We start from the raw sequence: 16,590 nt of genomic DNA, 5'->3' as shown, positions 1-16,590 counted from the left end.
AAGGGTGTCTCTTTGGCAGTTAATCTTGTTGTTTGTTGCGCAGTTAGCCCTGATTTTAATGGCGGCTCAGTTATTTGGTCGGCTGGCTAGGTTTGTTGGGCAACCGAAAGTCGTTGGCGAGATGATTGCCGGTGTGGCGCTCGGCCCTTCTTTGTTTGGTTGGTTTTTGCCCGCGTTTCAACAAAGTATTTTTATCCCTGAAACACGCAGTTGGTTGTATTTTGGCGCGCAATTAGGTGTCGGCCTTTATATGTTTTTAGTGGGCTTAGAATTTAATACGCGTCTTTTTAAACAACATGCCCGCAGTGCCATTTCAGTGTCGCTGGCTGGTATGCTGGTACCCTTTATTGTGGCGGCTTTACTCTGCTTGTGGCTGTTAGAGCAGCCAGGCTTATTTGCGCCCGGTATCAGCTATTTTAATGCTGCGCTCTTTTTAGGTGCTGCCATTGCGATTACCGCCTTTCCGATGCTGGCCCGTATTATTTATGAGCGCGGCCTTGCTAATACGCCACTGGGCACAATGGCTTTGGCCGCGGGTGCGATAGATGATGCTGCGGCCTGGTTAATTTTAGCCTTGGTATTGGCCAGTTTTGGCGGTGGCATCAGTGTACTGTTAACCGCTTTAGTGGGGGGCGGTTTATATGCCTTATTGATGCTAACGAAGGTGCGGGGGTGGTTACAACCTTTGGCAGATCGGGTGGCGCAGCAGCAACAATTACAGTGGCCACCTTTTGTATTTATAATGCTGTTGTTCGTACTATCGGCGTGGAGTATGGATTGGGTGGGCTTGCATGCGGTATTTGGCGGGTTCTTATTGGGTATTGCCATTCCGCGCGGCCTGATGGCCGAATTACTACGCAAGCGATTAGAGCGCCTTACCATTTTGTTATTGTTGCCGATGTTTTTTACCTATTCGGGCTTAAATACCCGGTTAGATGTTTTAGGCAGCGGTAATTTGTTGCTGATTACACTCATTATTTTAGTGTGCTCAATTTTAGCTAAGTTTGCCGCCTGTTGGGCCGCGGCTCGTTGGAACGGTGCGGATAATCCAACCGCTTTAGCAGTGGGCGCCTTAATGAATGCGCGTGGGCTAATGGAGCTGATTATTATTAATATCGCGTTGAATTACGGCATTATTCAGCAAGGGCTATTTTCGATTATGGTGGTAATGGCTATTGTCACCACTTTGATGGCTTCGCCGCTGTTTCAGTGGGTGTATGGCCGTCATCAGCCAAAGAAAACGGCGACCTAGGTCGCCGCTCTGTAGGCTTAGTGCACGTTACATCGCTAAGGTTTTTTCACCGCGTGAAATACCCGACACACCGCTACGCACCACTTCCAAGATCTGCGAACCGGCTAACGCCTGAATAAACGCATCCAGTTTGTCGCTGGTACCGACCAATTGCACGGTATAGGTATTGGCAGACACATCAACAATTTGGCCGCGGAAGATATCCGCACAGCGTTTTACTTCGTCGCGTTGGTTGCCGGCGGCTTTCACTTTTACCAGCATCAATTCGCGTTCAATGTGCGCGGACTCGCTTAGATCAGTCAATTTCACTACTTCAATTAGTTTATGCAGCTGCTTAGTAATTTGTTCAATCACTTGATCATTACCGTGCGTCACCAAGGTTAAACGCGAAAGCGTGGCGTCTTCCGTTGGTGCTACGGTAAGCGAATCAATGTTGTAACCGCGCTGAGCAAACAAACCGACAAGACGCGCTAAAGCACCCGATTCGTTTTCGAGTAAAACAGAAATAATATGTCGCATGGTTAAGTCCTCTCTGTCTTACTTAAAAATAACTCATTCATGGCACCGCCTGGAATTTGCATCGGGTAAACATGCTCTTTCGGATCGATATGAATATCTAAAAACACCAACTGATCTTTGAGGGCAAAAGCACGCTCTAGGGCCGGCTCAAGTTCTTCTGGTTTCGTCACGCGAATACCGACATGGCCGTAGGCTTCGGCTAACTTAATAAAATCAGGTAATGAATCCATATAGGAACTGGCATAGCGCGATTCATAGTTCATATCTTGCCACTGCTTCACCATGCCTAGATAGCCATTATTCAGGTTGATGATTTTTACACCCAGCCCGTACTGTTTACAGGTTGATAGCTCCTGAATATTCATCTGAATAGAGCCTTCACCGGTAACACACACCACATCATCGTCAGGAAAATTCAGCTTAATGCCCATTGCCGCCGGTAAACCAAAGCCCATGGTGCCAAGGCCGCCTGAGTTAATCCAACGATTCGGTTTGTTAAACTTGTAATACTGTGCCGCGAACATTTGATGCTGGCCAACATCACTACAGACAAAGGCATTGCCTTTGGTAATTTTGCTGACCATTTCAATGACCTGCTGTGGCTTGATTTGCGAGGTGGTGGTGTCATAACGACCGCCGTGCACGGCACGCCAAGCATTAATTTGTTGCCACCAACTGGCCAGTGCGGTTTCGTCCAGTTTTTTCTTTTTCTGCTTTACCAGGCCAAGCATTTCTTCTAGCACCGGCTGCACTAAACCAACGATTGGAATATGCGCATTCACCGTTTTAGAAATACTGGCCGGGTCGACATCAATATGAATAATCGTGGCATCTGGGCAGAATTTTTTGGTGTTGTTGGTCACCCGATCATCAAAGCGCGCACCAACGGCTAGAATAACATCGGCGTGGTGCATGGTTTGGTTGGCTTCGTAACTGCCGTGCATCCCCAGCATGCCTACAAATTGCTTATCTTCACCCGGATAAGCCCCTAAGCCCATCAAGGTGTTAGTTACGGGGACATTTAATAGCTGCGCCAGTTCAGTCAGTTCACTTGATGCGTGGCCCATTATGACCCCGCCGCCAGCATAAATGATCGGTCTTTTCGCGGCTAATAACGCGGTAACGGCTTTTTTAATCTGGCCGCTATGGCCTTTTAATTTTGGCTGGTATGAACGCAGCTTCACTTCGCTTGGGTAATCATAAGCAAAGGTTTGGCTGGGGATCGTCATATCCTTCGGGATATCGAGCACTACTGGGCCTGGGCGGCCGCTTTGGGCGATATAGAAGGCTTTTTTAATTAGTGCCGGAATATCTTCGGGGCGGCGCACCGACATATTATGTTTGACGATCGGCCGGGAAATACCGAGCATATCGGTTTCTTGGAAGGCATCTTCGCCTATTAAATGGCTCATCACTTGGCCGGTGAGCACCACCATCGGGATCGAGTCCATATAGGCGGTGGCAATTCCGGTGACGGCATTAGTGGCACCCGGACCTGAAGTCACGAGCACCACACCGGCTTTACCGGTAGCACGAGCATAAGCATCGGCCATATGCGTGGCGGCTTGTTCATGGCGTACCAGCACATGTTTTACTTGAGTTTGTTGAAACAGCGCATCATAAATATGCAGCACAGCGCCACCGGGATAGCCATAGACGTATTCTACCCCTTCATCGGCCAGCGCGCGGATCACCATAGCTGCGCCCGATAACATCTCGGCTTGTTTGGATTGGCTTGTCATAATGTAGTATCTCATCAGTTGCTGAGGTAAAAGCAGTTGTAAGGCGTTAAATACCAAAAACTGCCGACATTCCGTTACCGGATTGTCAGTGGTGCTACGTGGGCTGGTCTGTTTTGAATCGTAAGCTTTTCGCTACGTTTCTTGCGCTATCTTTATGGCTCTGCTGGCGTTTTTTGTGCGCTTAATTAATTTACGGCAACTGCTTGGCAATGTCGATGTCTTTTTCACTTTTTAGCCATCTTTACTGCTTTAAAAAGGACGGCGGTGCCACCATAGTATCAACTAAGACTTTTGTTACAGGATTTACCGCTAATGCAAAACCCTATTGTTGACGTCAGCATGATGAATGCGCGGGAGATCCTCGATCGCTCGATGCAGCAGTTAGTTATTTTTCAATTCTGGTCGGCTCGCAGTACCGGCTGCCAGCAACTTTCTGCCACTCTAACCAAAATAGTGCAGCAATATCCCAAGCAGCTGTGTTTGGCGAAAGTGGATTGCGATGCTGAGCAAGATTTAGCCATGCAATTTGGTGTGCAATCGCTGCCCACCGTTATGTTTATTAAAGAAGGCCAACCGGTTGATGGTTTTGCCGGTGTCGCAACCGAACAACAAATTTTACAACGCTTGGCAGCTTACTTACCCAAGCCGGAAGATGACTTGCTAGCGAAAGCGCAGCGACAATTAGAAGCTGGGCAGATGAACGCCGCTTATCCGTTACTCGCCGAGGCCTTAACGCTGGCGCCGGAGCGTGTAGAGATCAAAATTTGGTTAGCAGATTGTGCCATTAGCTTAGGTCAGCTGACGCAGGCTGAAAAACTGTTAGCGGAAGTGCGTTTAGCGGATCAAGACGCCTTGTACAAAACGGTGTTAGCCAAATTAGAATTAGCTCAGCAAGCCACCAATACGCCAGAAATTCAGGCCTTAGAAGCAAAGTTAGCGGCGGCGCCGGAAGATAAGCAGGTAATTGAACAATTAGCGGTGCAATATCAGGCGGTATTACGTTCAGAAGAAGCGCTAGCGCTGTTACTGAAAATTTTGCAGCAAGATTTAAACTTTGGTCAGAGCAAAAAATTGTATTTAGATATTTTGGCTGCCTTGCCGAAAGGTGATCCGTTGGCCAGCCAATATCGTCGTCGTTTATACGCCCTGTTGTATTAATGTCGAACGCACCGCTGCAGGGCAGTGCGCTGTCTGAGTTGTTTCAGCAGCTCAGCAGTGTATTGCAGCGCTATCGCCAGTATTGGCAGTTCTCACCGATGGACTGCCTGACATTACGCTTCTCGCCAGCCTTGAACGCACAACTGTCGCAACTTGGCGCCAGTGAGCTCGCGGTGCTAGATCAGGATCCGCAGCAACAACGCCGCTGTTTTGCCGAGTATTTTCCTGAGTTAATGACTTTGCCTTTGTGGTTGACTGCCAACAAAACCGCCGACAATTCGCCTTGGCCGTTTTGGTTAACGAATGGCATTCATGGTCGTAAGCTCACGCAAATTCAGCAGTTTTGTCAGTTTATTCCTGAGCAAGCGTTGCCGGTGCTGGAATGGTGCGCCGGTAAAGGCCATTTAGGCCGGCTGTTTGCCGCACAATCTAGCCGCACCGTGACGAGTATCGAATGGCAGCCAAGCTTATGTGAGGCGGGCAGTGCTTTAGCTTCACAGCATAAGATTTCACAGCAGTTTATTCAGGCGGATGTGCTAACTGCTGCGGGGGCGGCGGCAGTGCATGCCGAGCAACAAGTGCTGGCCTTGCATGCTTGCGGTCAACTCCATCTGCAATTACTCACGGTGGCGGTAGCCCATCGCTGCCAACAGTTACAAGTTGCCCCCTGTTGCTATCATTTAATTAGCAGCTCAGACTATCAGCCGTTATCTAAACAGGCACAAGCCGATGCGTTAGCGCTAAGTCGGCAAGATTTAAAACTGGCGGTGCAAGGGCAAGTTACAGCGGGTGAGCGGGTCAGTCGTTTGCGGCAAACCGAAGTGACATGGCGTTTGGCCTATGATGAATGGCGCGCTTTGCATACGGGGCAGCGGGCATATCAACCGTTACCTTCGTTACCCAAGCAGTGGTTTAGTGGCGATTTTGCTGCGTTTGCCAAGATGGCGGCCAGTTTACAGCATTTAACTGCACCTGCAGTTACAGACTGGCCGAGTTATTTAGCGGCTGGCGAGGCGCGTTATCTGTTGGTACAGCGGTTAGATGCCGTTCGGCACCTGTTTCGGCGGCCATTAGAGCTGTATTTGGTGCTTGATAGAGCCTTGTACTTGCAACAACACGGTTATCAGGTAAGCGTGCAAGCCTTTTGTGATTATCAGCTGACCCCACGTAATTTATTACTGCAAGCCAGTTTAAACCCCGCTGTTTAACGGCCAAGCCAATGATGGCCAGCGGTTTCTAAGCAACAGGCCAGCTTACGGCCATGTTGCTGAAGATTAACAGCGGATAGGTTGTTTAAACGTATCGCTTTGTTGCTGCTGATAATAGGCGCTAATGTATTGATCTTTTAACTGCCAACGCTGATTCAGCCATTGCTGAAAATTCTCGCGAAATACCGCATCGTTAAAGTAATCACCCATGACGTGTTGATCAACGGCTAAAATCTCGGCTTTGATCACCACGCGTTTTAAACGGCCCATCAACATATCAAGCGCAATATTTTGCTGATTGTCAGGGTAAATAAGCGTGATATCTAAGATGGCGTTAAACTGCTCGCCCATGCTGGCCAGGGTAAAGGCAATACCGCCGGCTTTCGGGGGTAATAAATGGCTAAAAGGGCTGCGCCGCAATTTTTGTTTTTGCTCGGTACATCGGCTACCTTCAACAAAATTGATAATAGTGGTGGGGGCATGGCGAAACTTGGCGCAAGATTTACGTGTTGTTTCGATGTCTTTGCCTTTTAATTCAGGCCGTTTTGCCAAGGTCGCTGCGCTGTAGCGCTTCATATAAGGCATATCCAAGGCCCAGCAACCGGTGCCTAAAAAGGGCACCCATTTTAATTGGTCTTTTAAAAAGAACTTGGGTTCGGGGATCAGTTTGGCGGCAAAAGCACTGACCACCGGAATATCTAACCAACTTTTATGATTGGCGATCAGCAAATACCAGCTTTCTTTATCCAGTTGCTGCTCACCGCTAATTTGCCAATCGACATCGTTAAAGAGATTAATCAGACCCGTATTAACTCGTGTCCAACCGCGATAGCAAAAGCGACCCAGCTTAGCAATCAAGCGGTGGGCGGCAGCGTTAGGTATCAGTAGTTTTAATAAACCCAGCGGGGTGACGACGATGCCCCAAAATGCCAAATTAAGCGCAAATAAGCTAAAACTTATCGGCAATAACAGAAACCCTGGCAATATGCTTAACATCGTCCACTCCTTGTTTACTGGCTGTTTTTATCTAGCTCGGCCAGTTGTTGATCTTTATTTAACCACAACTGATTAATATATTGCTGAAAATGTGCTTTGTAAGCAGAATCATTGTAGTCGCCTATCAAATCTTCTGTAATGGGCAACACCTGCACCTTTACTGTTATAGCATGAACTTTGCCTGAGATGTAATCCCAAAATGTTGGGATCCCTTGCGGATAATAAATGGTCACATCTAGCAGCTTATGCAGTTGTTGGCCCATGGCGCCAAGCACAAAGGCGGTACCGCCGGCTTTGGGTTTTAGTAAATGCGCAAATGGCGATTGCTGCTGTTGGTGCTTCGCCTTGGTAAAGCGGGTGCCTTCAACAAAATTCATAATCGAGACCGGCTTATAGCGGAATTTTTCACAGGCTTTGCGTGTGGTTTCGATGTCTTTACCCTGCAAGTGCGGGTTTTTCTGTAAAAAACTTTTGCTGTAACGTTTCATAAAAGGGAAATCGAGCGCCCACCAACAAATGCCCAGAAACGGCACATACAGCAGTTCTTTTTTCAGAAAAAATTTAATAAACGGAATTTTGCGATTAAAAATTTTCTGTAATACCAAGATATCTGCCCAAGATTGGTGGTTGGCTATAATCAAATACCACTCTTTACGCGACAGTTGCTCGATGCCTTGAACATGCCAACGAATACGGGTGAATAATGCCGTGGTGAAGTTGTTCACGCTGATCCAACATACGGCACAGGCATCCAGCAGATAAGTGAGGCCGCTTTGCCAAAGTGGTATTGGCAGCAACTTCAGGATAGCCAGTAACAAAACAGGGACAAACCAGAATAAGGTATTAAGGGTATAGAGTAGGATGGAGAGCACACCGACAAGGGGTTTGGGTAAAAACGCCAACATAACGCACCTGATTATTTAGTGTTGCCGAGGCGGCAACAGGAAATAAATGTAAGACGAGTAACGCGCTAATAAGCTGCGTTACTCGTCCGATCAGTTGCTATTCTAGCTTAATCTTCGAAATAGGTATAACCATAAACGCCGGCTTTTAATTCATCCAGCAGTTCATCTTTACGTTCACTTTCCATTTCAAGTTTCGCCAGCTGTTTAGTGTAAGAGGCAATCAGCTTCTTCGCATCAAACTGCACATAGCGTAATACATCGGCTACGGTGTCGCCTTTGATAATGTTGGTTAGCTTGTAGCTGCCATCATCCGTCAGTTCAACGTGCACTGAATCGGTGTCACCAAACAAGTTGTGTAAGTCACCTAAGATTTCTTGGTAAGCACCCACCATAAACATGCCAAGTAAATACTGCTTATCATCGCTATATTCTGGCAGCGGTAAGCTTGATTCAATACCGTTACCATCGGCATAGCTTTTCAGCATACCGTCTGAGTCACAGGTAATATCTTGAATAATAGCGCGGTGATTCAGTGGTTCGTTCATCCGCTCGAGTGGCATTACTGGGAATAGTTGGTCGATACCCCAAGCATCTGGCATTGATTGGAACAATGAGAAGTTAACGAACAGCTTATCGGCCAGCTTTTCGTTTAGCTCGTCATGAATACTGCGATGCGAACGCGCCGATAAATCTAAGTTCGCGCGCACTTTGTTAATGGTAGCGAAGTAAATTTGCTCTAATAACGACCAATCTTGCAGCGTTAATAAACCGTGCACATACTGGGCATGAGCGTCAGTGAAGTAGTGGATCGCATCGTGATAGGCTTCAATTGCTGAACGTGGCGTGACGCTTTGATAAGCTTCCCACAAACCTAAGATCACCGTGGGTGAATCTTCGCTGGGCTCAGGTAAATTGACTAAACCCGGTGCGCGTTCAATATCAATCGCATCCGTAACCAATACCGCATGGTGCGCGGTCATGGCGCGGCCCGATTCGGTAATGATGTTCGGGTGCGGTAAGTCGTACTCGTCACAGACTTCTTTTAAGCCGTTTACCACGTTACGCGCATATTCCATCATGGTGTAGTTCATCGAGCAGGCTGAGCGCGATTTCGACCCTTCATAGTCGACACCTAAGCCACCACCCACATCAACCGTGGTGATAGGCACGCCAAGGGTGCGTAATTCTGCATAGTGACGGGCACATTCACGTATAGCGTTGTGAATATCACGGATATTGGCAATTTGTGAGCCGATATGAAAATGCACTAATTGCAGCAGGTCGAGCTTGTTTGCTGCACGCAGTACGTCGATCGCTTGCAATACTTGAGTAGCGGTTAAGCCAAACTTGCCCTTTTCACCACCGGTGTTTTGCCATTTGCCTTTACCTACCGAGTTTAAGCGAATACGAATACCAATTCGCGGTGCTGCGCCTAAGTTATCAATTTCGCGGATCAGCGTTTTAAGCTCAGACAGTTTTTCTACCACCACATACACCGTGTGGCCCATCATTTGTCCGATGGTGGCTAAGCGTAAAAATTCGCTGTCTTTATAACCATTACAAACGATTTGCAGCGGTTGTTCAGTCACACCCAAGATCGCCATTAATTCAGGCTTACTACCGGCTTCTAAGCCGACCTTGCCGCTGTCGTGGCTAATTAAACGTTTTACTACAGAGAACTGCTGGTTTACCTTAATGGGGTAAACGGCAGTGTATTGCCCTTGATATTCTTTTTCTGCTTTGGCGAGTTGAAACGACTTAATTAACGTATCAACCCGGTGCTGCAAAATATCGGTAAAGCGAACTAAAACCGGTAAGGTTAAGCCTTCTTCTTTGAAACGCTGCGTAAGCTCGGGAAAGCTGATCCCGTTTTTACTGTGATCTTGGTCGGGATAGGCAATAAGATCACCGTCCTGATTGACGTCAAAATAGCCTTCACTCCAGACTGCCACGTTATAAATCGATCGCGCTTTTTCAAAACCCCAAGCTGACATTGTGCTTCCTCAAAAAAATTAACTGCTATAGTTTAAAGCCTATAACGGGTTGGTGCAGCAAAATTGCCCAAAAAATTTGTATGTGGCCTGTAACACAGGCAAAATACGCCCCTTATACGATGCAGGGGGAAATTATGTCAGTAATTAATGACAAAAAGTGGCTTACTGAGGTGTTTGCCGACAGTGGTAGTGTGTTTGGTCTAGCGATTACCAAGAAATTAGACGAAGTGCAGTCACCATTTCAGAAAATTGCCATGTACGAAACCACGCATTTTGGTAATTTAATGGTAATTGATGACGTTATCATGCTCAGTAGCCGTGATAACTTCTTATATCACGAAATGCTGAGTCACCCTGTACTTTTCACGCATCCTAACCCAAAAAATGTGGTGATTATTGGTGGCGGTGACTGCGGCACTTTACGCGAAGTATTAAAACACCCAGGTGTTGAACGCGTTACGCAAATTGATATCGACGAGCAAGTCACCCGCATGGCGGAAAAATATTTCCCTGAGCTGTGTGCCTCAAACAATGACCCACGCGCCACGCTGAAATTTGAAGACGGCATTAAATTTATGCGTGAAGCGGCCGCCGGCTCCATTGATGTGATTATTGTTGATTCTACCGATCCGATTGGCCCGGGCGAAGGTTTATTCAACCGCGCTTTTTATGCCAGCTGCTTAGCGGCGTTAGCCAGTGACGGTATCTTAGTGCAACAAAGTGAATCGCCACTTATTCATATGCCGTTATTAACCGCGATGCGTCAAGCGATGAGCGATGCGGGTTTTGCCAGTTTACAAACACTGAACTTCCCGCAAATGGTTTATCCCTCTGGTTGGTGGACCTGTACCTTGGCGAAGAAAAGCGGTGAGTTTAACGGTTTTCGCGAAGCTGCAGCGGCAGCGGCTGGCTTTGATACCGAGTATTACAACGTTGAGGTGCATAAAGCCGCCGCGGCCTTGCCTAACTTTGTTAAAAAAGCCTTTGCCGCGAAGTAGTTAATACGCGCCGCTAATCATAACGCCTGCCATTGCAGGCGTTTTTGTTTATAACGAGAAACGTTCGCGAAGAAAATGCGCGACGCCATCTTCATGGTGATGCCCAATCACCGCACTGGCCACTTGTTTAATTTCGTCTATCGCATTGGCGGGGGCGTAACTTTCATCAGCACAAGCAAACATACTTAAATCGTTATCACCATCCCCAAAACAAATAACTTTGCTGGCCCCCAGTTGTTTTTTCAACTGCGCAACGGCCTTGCCTTTATTGGCTTGGTAATGATGCACGTCCATCCAACGATACTGCGGCCCCTCAATGGCAGGGCCTGAGTACGCAATCAGGTTTGGATAGGTATTTAATGTTTGCCACATGGCATGAATGGTGGCGGCCTCACCAATCATGCTGATATTAGTGACCTGATGTTCAGGCGCTAAGGCGTTTAGCGGCTGTAGCTGTTGTGGTGTGTCGCTAAAGTACTTTTCGACCAGTCTTTTTTCCACCTCGTGCTGGGTTTCAGCATGAAATACCACATGTTGGTGCTGAGCAATCACGTGCACAAAGGGCGAGATCCCTTGGCGCAGAGCAAGCTCAAGAATAGTATTAATTTCAGTCTGCTCTAAGATGTTCTCTAAGGTCAGTTGCTGGGTGTTCGGATCCCAAATTGTTACGCCATTATTATAGATTTGCGGTAACACAAATTTATGACCCGCCACCGCCCTTTGTGCCGACAGCATAGTGCGCCCGGTGGCGATGGTGAAGGCAATGTCTTTCTCACTTAACAGTTGTAAGGTGTCGTAGGTAAAGCGGGAGATCTCAGAGGCGTTATTTAACAGGGTGCCGTCCAAGTCAAAACAAATAAGATACATATAGGGCATTTCCGAGCTTAAAAAGACTAACCGAGCTGACAGCCAAACCCCGCCGACAACTTAGATGATGAAGTATGCCATACGTAAAGGCACCGTATGTGGTTTTTATCTGTATATGTATGAAGTTGTTCTAGTGACACAAACACCAGACGAAATGATTTTTATAAAAAAGGCTACGGAAGTAGCCTTGCAATTACGTTGATAAACATGCTTGTTATTTAATCAGGCGACGACTCATCAATCCAATTAATCCAAATGCAAGAATGGCAATCGAACTTGGTTCAGGTACATCAACAGCAGTATTGAATGTTAATGTGCGTTGGTTTAGGTCAAAATTGCCAGAAAATTGCTCATAAATAGAAGTTGTTGTATTCCAAGCACCGCGAGTTGATAAATCAACTGAGCTACCTGTTCTGCCACCACCTGTAGATATACCCACCAATAAATCGTTGGTGTTCAAACTACTAAACATAATTTCTATTAACCCATTCTGAAAAAGGCTAATAGAAAAACTGTTACTATCAGAGTTACTAAACTGAGGAATATTGCTATAAACAGCCGAAAAGAAGGTAGCTGACTTGATTACTTCAATATTCCCACCTGTTGCAGGGTTAAAATCATCCCACACTGCAATTCGAGCTTGCTCGTCTAAAAACTCAGAAACAGATTCAGTAAAATCTGTATTACCACTACCAAAGGTCAGGTATCCGTTTGAGCCGACAAATACAGAATTGTATGTTTGACCAAAAAAAGTAAAATCAAAGCCTATGGTTTGCTCTGAAAAGTCATCATCGCTCAAATTGATTATGGTTGCCATAGCTTGTTGGCTACTAAGCATGAATACGAATAAGCAGAATATATTTTTTATTACTTTCATTGCTGATTTAATTCCTAAAATGTGATTAATTATTATCATAAAGAGTATGACAATAACTTAACATGCAAAAATCAATCCGCTTTAAATTTTTAGTAATAAATATCAATGGTTTAATTTTTTTCTTATTAAATAAAATAAGCCCCTCCCTAAGTGATTTGTTTTTTTACAGTTGACTGTAAACTATCTTGACGCACTTTGAGTGTGCACGAGTAGCAATTCTTGAACGCATAATAGAGCTGTTAAATACTAACAACAATTGCGCCGGTGTGTTTTACTGGTACCTATACTGTTACCAGCTGTGGCTTGCAGCAATATATTCATTTAACAAAGGGGAACTTAACATGCGCTTACTCTTCGGGGCTTTACTATTGTTAATACTGGCGGGGTGTAACCGCAATGAAGTAGGTGACGTGTCATTAGGCGTTTTTACCACTAAGGATATCAAGCTTGATGCTTTTACTGATCCGGTGGTCACCGGCGTGACCTGTCATGTCTCCAGTATTGAAGCCAATCTAAATCTTTCAGACCCTTCTGATAGCGGTATTTCTTGTCGCCAAACAGGCCCGATTACTGCCGAAATGATTGCCAAAATAGATAAAAGCAAAAGCGGAGAGGTACTGTTTACCAAATCAAAAAGCATCTTTTTTAAAAGCATGAAAATTCGACGTATTCTGGACGCCGAAAACCAGACGTTAATGTATTTGTCTTACTCCACTAAAGAAACCTCAGGTAGCTTTAAACACAGCCTGTCGACGGTGCCGCTGTGGGGAACGCAAGCTTATAGCGACGCGAAGACGGCACAGCCTTAATTGGCTTAACTTGCTGGGATAAAAAGCTTATTTGTGTTGCTGCCGCTAATCACCTTATCGCAGAGATTAGCAGCTATTTAATGATAAGTGTGATGTTACATCGGATCTAAGGTTAGCAACACGCGGGGGGCGTCACCGGCGGGTGAGCGGTGAACAATAGCGTGCTGCTCATTACCCTCCCAGCCAGAGCCTTTAAGCAAAGTAACGGCAAAGGGGGCAGCTTTTAAGGTGTTCGCGTTCGCGTCTAGCCATTCGGTGCCAGGGCCAAGATAAGTGCATACCAAGCGGCACACCAGATGATCGGTATGAAATTTGGGGCACATCGGTTGACGTAAGGTTTCTAAACGTAGCCCCAGCTGCTGGCAATCCATTAAGCAACTGAACATGTTGCAGAGCAGGGCAATATCGTGCAGAAAAGCCTCTTTTCCCTGCGCATCAGGTAAGGCATGACCGATATCGGATTGTACCGAGTCAACATGAACAATACGTTTGATTGGCATCGTAAGCGCCAGTGTGCGGCAGTATTCTGCGATGGCGTTATCGGCATTTCGTTGCCAGCTGACTAAATTCACCTCATCACTAAATATGCGGGTCAGATCAGTGGGATCCTCAGCCATGACCTGTTGTATCTGGGGGCGAAACGCATTGAAGGCTAGCGCGCTCATACGGTTTGCTCCTGAACAAATAAGCTGGGCAGCTGCTGCCAATGCTGTTCGCCTTGCGCTAGTTCGCTGTCAGTAAGTAAACACGCGTTCAATTGTGCCAGTATTGCCGTTTTATCCAGTTGCTGCCCTATAAATACTAACTCTTGGCGGCGGTCGCCAAAGGGTTCCTGCCAGCTTTGTTTAATCGCGTCTTGCATCTCTGGCTCCTCGGGCCATTGCTCTGAGGGTACAGCCTGCCAAAACAGTCCTGCGATATGATAACGAGCCATGCCACCCGCCTGATGCCACAGCCAAGCATGCTCAGGCGTGTTAGCTAACCAGAAATAGCCTTTAGATCGCAATAAACGCCCACTTGGCCAGTCTTGATGTAAAAAATGGTAAAATCGCTCTGGATGAAAAGGCTTACGAGCATAAAAAGCAAAACTGCTAATGCCGTACTCTTCCGTTTCGGGTTTATGTTCGCCGCGTAACTCTTTTAACCAGCCTGCCGCTTGCTGAGCCTGTTCAAAATTAAATAAGCCTGTGTTGAGTATTTGCGGCAATGCGACATGGCCCTTCTCAGCATAAATAATGCGAGCACGGCTGTTTAAACTACGTAAAATGGCGCTGAAGCGTGCTAATTGCTCAGGACTAACTAAATCGGTTTTACTGATCACCAAGACATCGCAAAACTCGACTTGCTCAATAAGTAGATCAGCGACACTGCGTTCGTCGTCTTCACCTAAACTTTCCCCTCGTTCGGCTAAGTCATGCGCGGCCTCAAAGTCAGTCATAAAGTTTACGGCATCTACCACTGTTACCAGCGTATCTAACCGAGCAATATCGGCTAAGCTTTGGCCGTCTTCGTGCTCAAAAGTAAAGGTTTCTGCAATGGGTAGCGGCTCTGAAATACCGGTCGATTCAATTAATAAATAATCAAAACGACCGGCTTTAGCCAGTTTACTAATTTCGATCAATAAATCTTCACGTAAGGTGCAGCAAATACAGCCATTGCTCATTTCAATCAGTTTTTCCTCAGCACGGTTAAGGCTGACCTCTTTATTTAACTGATGGGCATCAATGTTAATTTCACTCATGTCATTCACAATAACCGCCACGCGCAAACCGTCGCGGTTATTTAAAACATGATTGAGTAATGTGGTTTTACCGGCACCTAAAAAGCCTGATAACACGGTAACGGGGAGGCGTTTGTCGTTACTACGCTGAGTGGGCAGCATGTTGCACTCCTTGTGCTTGAAGAAGCAGTTGACGGTTATAGAGATGCGCGCCGATTAACAGCCCACCTCCAATCAAAGACAGTGCGGTTTCTGCATGGTGCGAGGCGAACAAAGAGGTGATTAGCAGTAAAAAGCCTGCCAAACCCAAGACAAAAGGGGCGGTATGCTTGTGTACGCACCAACCGCCAGGCAGACTCCAGGCCAGTAATACACTGATGGGAAGTAACATCAAATAATGAAACCACTCTGAGCTTAATACGCCAAGCATTAAGCCAGAGCTGCCCAACAGCAATAAAATCGGAGTAGCAAGGCAATGGACGATACACAGGCCTGATAACGCCGCAGCGATAATGTCTTTCATAAAATCTCTCAGTATGTGGTATCCGGCCATGTTATGAGTCATTGCGAGCCGTATTTTGCAAAATATGCGCATGGCATATTGTTACGTTATAACAATTTACATTATGTTATAACGTAACATTGTGGCCGTCAAATGCGAATTGCCAGAAGTGACAAGTGCTGGTTAGCGCAAGCGTAAAACAGTACCGCTTTAAATCAGCCAGTGTGTTGAAACAAACGACGTAGTTGCCGTTGTTCATTTATTTTTAATCTAAGTGCTGCGTTGTGTTCATGTTTAGTGGGAGTTGTTGTTCAGATTGTCTGAGTAAAGTGGTCAGCAGTTAAATACGACCTCTTGTAACCCAATAGAACGGAACAATAATTATGCTGAACAAAAAGTTAGTAATGGTTTCAATAGCGCTGTCTGTGTTGGCAAGCAGTGCGGTTATGGCCTCTCCAGTAGTAAACAACAATATTACTGAAGCTGAAGTGAAAACAGCGCAACAAGCTTGGGGACAAGCACTCATTGACATCAGCGCGGCTTACACCGCAGGTGGACAAGCGCAAGCTGAAAAAGTGGCCCGCCAAGTGTTAGATGCCGCCTATGGTTACAATTTAGGTGCGGTGTTGTTTAAACCCACTTTAGCTAATGGCAACCAGACATTTCGCACCAACTATGACGGCGCCTTGTCTTATTTTATCGGCAACAATGCCGAATATGCCAATGACAGCGGCTTTGCGCTAAAAGGTTGGCAGGGTTATGACTTTAGCAATGCCAGTGTCTATATTAATGGTGATTTAGCTTTAACGATGGGCCACGTTATGCTGACTGACAAAAGCGGTAACGTAACCACCGTGGATAAAACTTGGGGCTTTAAGAAGGATGAGCAAGGCGCGCTGCGCATCGTATTGCACCATTCTTCTTTACCTTATAGCCAATAAATTGCCAACGCGTGTTTGACGCGTATTACCCAGCTCATCCCAACCTTGGCTAGTAACACAACAGCGTTACTAGCCCTTTTTATCGAAAAGTCTCCGAAAAAA

At 46.3% G+C, this 16,590-nt stretch carries 16 protein-coding genes; 6 read left to right on the top strand and 10 right to left on the bottom strand.

What is annotated here, in order from left to right; all coding sequences use genetic code 11:
* Nucleotides 1-4 precede the first annotated feature (4 nt).
* Nucleotides 5-1,252 (top strand): cation:proton antiporter, encoded by a 1,248-nt coding sequence (locus JAO78_RS06285; RefSeq protein WP_226750512.1) that lies wholly within the window; start codon nt 5-7, stop codon nt 1,250-1,252.
* A 27-nt stretch (nt 1,253-1,279) separates the two neighbouring features.
* Here the strand turns inward: JAO78_RS06285 and ilvN are convergent, their stop codons facing one another.
* The gene (ilvN, locus tag JAO78_RS06280; protein ID WP_226750511.1) at nt 1,280-1,771 is read right to left on the bottom strand and encodes an acetolactate synthase small subunit; all 492 of its coding nucleotides are present in this window, start codon (nt 1,769-1,771) and stop codon (nt 1,280-1,282) included.
* A 2-nt stretch (nt 1,772-1,773) separates the two neighbouring features.
* Nucleotides 1,774-3,513 (bottom strand): acetolactate synthase 3 large subunit, encoded by a 1,740-nt coding sequence (locus tag JAO78_RS06275; RefSeq protein WP_226750510.1) that lies wholly within the window; start codon nt 3,511-3,513, stop codon nt 1,774-1,776.
* Between the two features lie 312 nt (nt 3,514-3,825).
* Between JAO78_RS06275 and JAO78_RS06270 the strand changes: the two genes are divergently transcribed.
* Nucleotides 3,826-4,671, top strand: coding sequence for a tetratricopeptide repeat protein (locus JAO78_RS06270; RefSeq protein WP_226750509.1), 846 nt, complete (start codon nt 3,826-3,828; stop codon nt 4,669-4,671).
* On the top strand, nt 4,671-5,879 hold the full coding sequence (locus JAO78_RS06265; protein WP_226750508.1) for a methyltransferase: 1,209 nt from the start codon (nt 4,671-4,673) through the stop codon (nt 5,877-5,879). The genes JAO78_RS06270 and JAO78_RS06265 overlap by 1 nt, the downstream gene beginning before the upstream one ends.
* A 66-nt stretch (nt 5,880-5,945) precedes the next feature.
* Here the strand turns inward: JAO78_RS06265 and yihG (JAO78_RS06260) are convergent, their stop codons facing one another.
* From yihG (JAO78_RS06260) to speA, 3 genes are all read right to left on the bottom strand, one after another.
* Nucleotides 5,946-6,875, bottom strand: coding sequence for a 1-acylglycerol-3-phosphate O-acyltransferase, YihG family (yihG, locus tag JAO78_RS06260; RefSeq protein WP_226750507.1), 930 nt, complete (start codon nt 6,873-6,875; stop codon nt 5,946-5,948).
* Between the two features lie 14 nt (nt 6,876-6,889).
* Complete coding sequence (gene yihG / locus JAO78_RS06255) at nt 6,890-7,780, bottom strand: 1-acylglycerol-3-phosphate O-acyltransferase, YihG family (protein ID WP_226750506.1); 891 nt, start codon at nt 7,778-7,780, stop codon at nt 6,890-6,892.
* 107 nt (nt 7,781-7,887) lie between these two features.
* On the bottom strand, nt 7,888-9,774 hold the full coding sequence (gene speA / locus JAO78_RS06250; protein WP_226750505.1) for a biosynthetic arginine decarboxylase: 1,887 nt from the start codon (nt 9,772-9,774) through the stop codon (nt 7,888-7,890).
* Between the two features lie 134 nt (nt 9,775-9,908).
* Between speA and speE the strand changes: the two genes are divergently transcribed.
* Nucleotides 9,909-10,772, top strand: a complete 864-nt coding sequence (speE, locus tag JAO78_RS06245; RefSeq protein WP_226750504.1) for a polyamine aminopropyltransferase — start codon at nt 9,909-9,911, stop codon at nt 10,770-10,772.
* A 48-nt stretch (nt 10,773-10,820) separates the two neighbouring features.
* Here the strand turns inward: speE and JAO78_RS06240 are convergent, their stop codons facing one another.
* Both JAO78_RS06240 and JAO78_RS06235 read right to left on the bottom strand, forming a co-directional pair.
* Complete coding sequence (locus JAO78_RS06240; protein ID WP_226750503.1) at nt 10,821-11,639, bottom strand: HAD family hydrolase; 819 nt, start codon at nt 11,637-11,639, stop codon at nt 10,821-10,823.
* Between the two features lie 214 nt (nt 11,640-11,853).
* Nucleotides 11,854-12,516, bottom strand: a complete 663-nt coding sequence (locus tag JAO78_RS06235) for a PEP-CTERM sorting domain-containing protein (protein WP_226750502.1) — start codon at nt 12,514-12,516, stop codon at nt 11,854-11,856.
* A gap of 341 nt (nt 12,517-12,857) precedes the next feature.
* Here JAO78_RS06235 and JAO78_RS06230 point away from each other — a divergent pair, with 341 nt between their 5' ends.
* Nucleotides 12,858-13,325: a CreA family protein gene (locus JAO78_RS06230; RefSeq protein ID WP_226750501.1), complete on the top strand. Its 468-nt coding sequence runs from the start codon at nt 12,858-12,860 to the stop codon at nt 13,323-13,325.
* A gap of 95 nt (nt 13,326-13,420) precedes the next feature.
* Here the strand turns inward: JAO78_RS06230 and JAO78_RS06225 are convergent, their stop codons facing one another.
* Genes JAO78_RS06225 through JAO78_RS06215 form a run of 3 tightly spaced genes read right to left on the bottom strand, consistent with a single transcriptional unit; the run spans nt 13,421 to nt 15,568 of the window.
* Nucleotides 13,421-13,990 carry a DUF1826 domain-containing protein gene (locus JAO78_RS06225; RefSeq protein ID WP_226750500.1) on the bottom strand — a complete coding sequence of 190 codons (570 nt, stop codon included), beginning with the start codon at nt 13,988-13,990 and terminating at the stop codon, nt 13,421-13,423.
* Nucleotides 13,987-15,207 carry a zinc metallochaperone GTPase ZigA gene (zigA, locus tag JAO78_RS06220; RefSeq protein WP_226750499.1) on the bottom strand — a complete coding sequence of 407 codons (1,221 nt, stop codon included), beginning with the start codon at nt 15,205-15,207 and terminating at the stop codon, nt 13,987-13,989. Before zigA ends, JAO78_RS06225 begins: the two co-directional genes overlap by 4 nt.
* The gene (locus JAO78_RS06215; protein WP_226750498.1) at nt 15,188-15,568 is read right to left on the bottom strand and encodes a MerC domain-containing protein; all 381 of its coding nucleotides are present in this window, start codon (nt 15,566-15,568) and stop codon (nt 15,188-15,190) included. Before JAO78_RS06215 ends, zigA begins: the two co-directional genes overlap by 20 nt.
* A gap of 425 nt (nt 15,569-15,993) precedes the next feature.
* Here JAO78_RS06215 and JAO78_RS06210 point away from each other — a divergent pair, with 425 nt between their 5' ends.
* Nucleotides 15,994-16,488, top strand: coding sequence for a metal-independent carbonic anhydrase family protein (locus tag JAO78_RS06210; protein WP_226750497.1), 495 nt, complete (start codon nt 15,994-15,996; stop codon nt 16,486-16,488).
* The last annotated feature ends 102 nt before the right edge of the window (nt 16,489-16,590 follow it).

Origin of the sequence: Alishewanella maricola (genome assembly GCF_016343785.1) — a bacterium.
Taxonomy (GTDB): domain Bacteria; phylum Pseudomonadota; class Gammaproteobacteria; order Enterobacterales; family Alteromonadaceae; genus Alishewanella; species Alishewanella maricola.
Note: the sequence above shows the minus strand (reverse complement) of the source record. Positions and strands in the feature narration are given on the sequence as shown.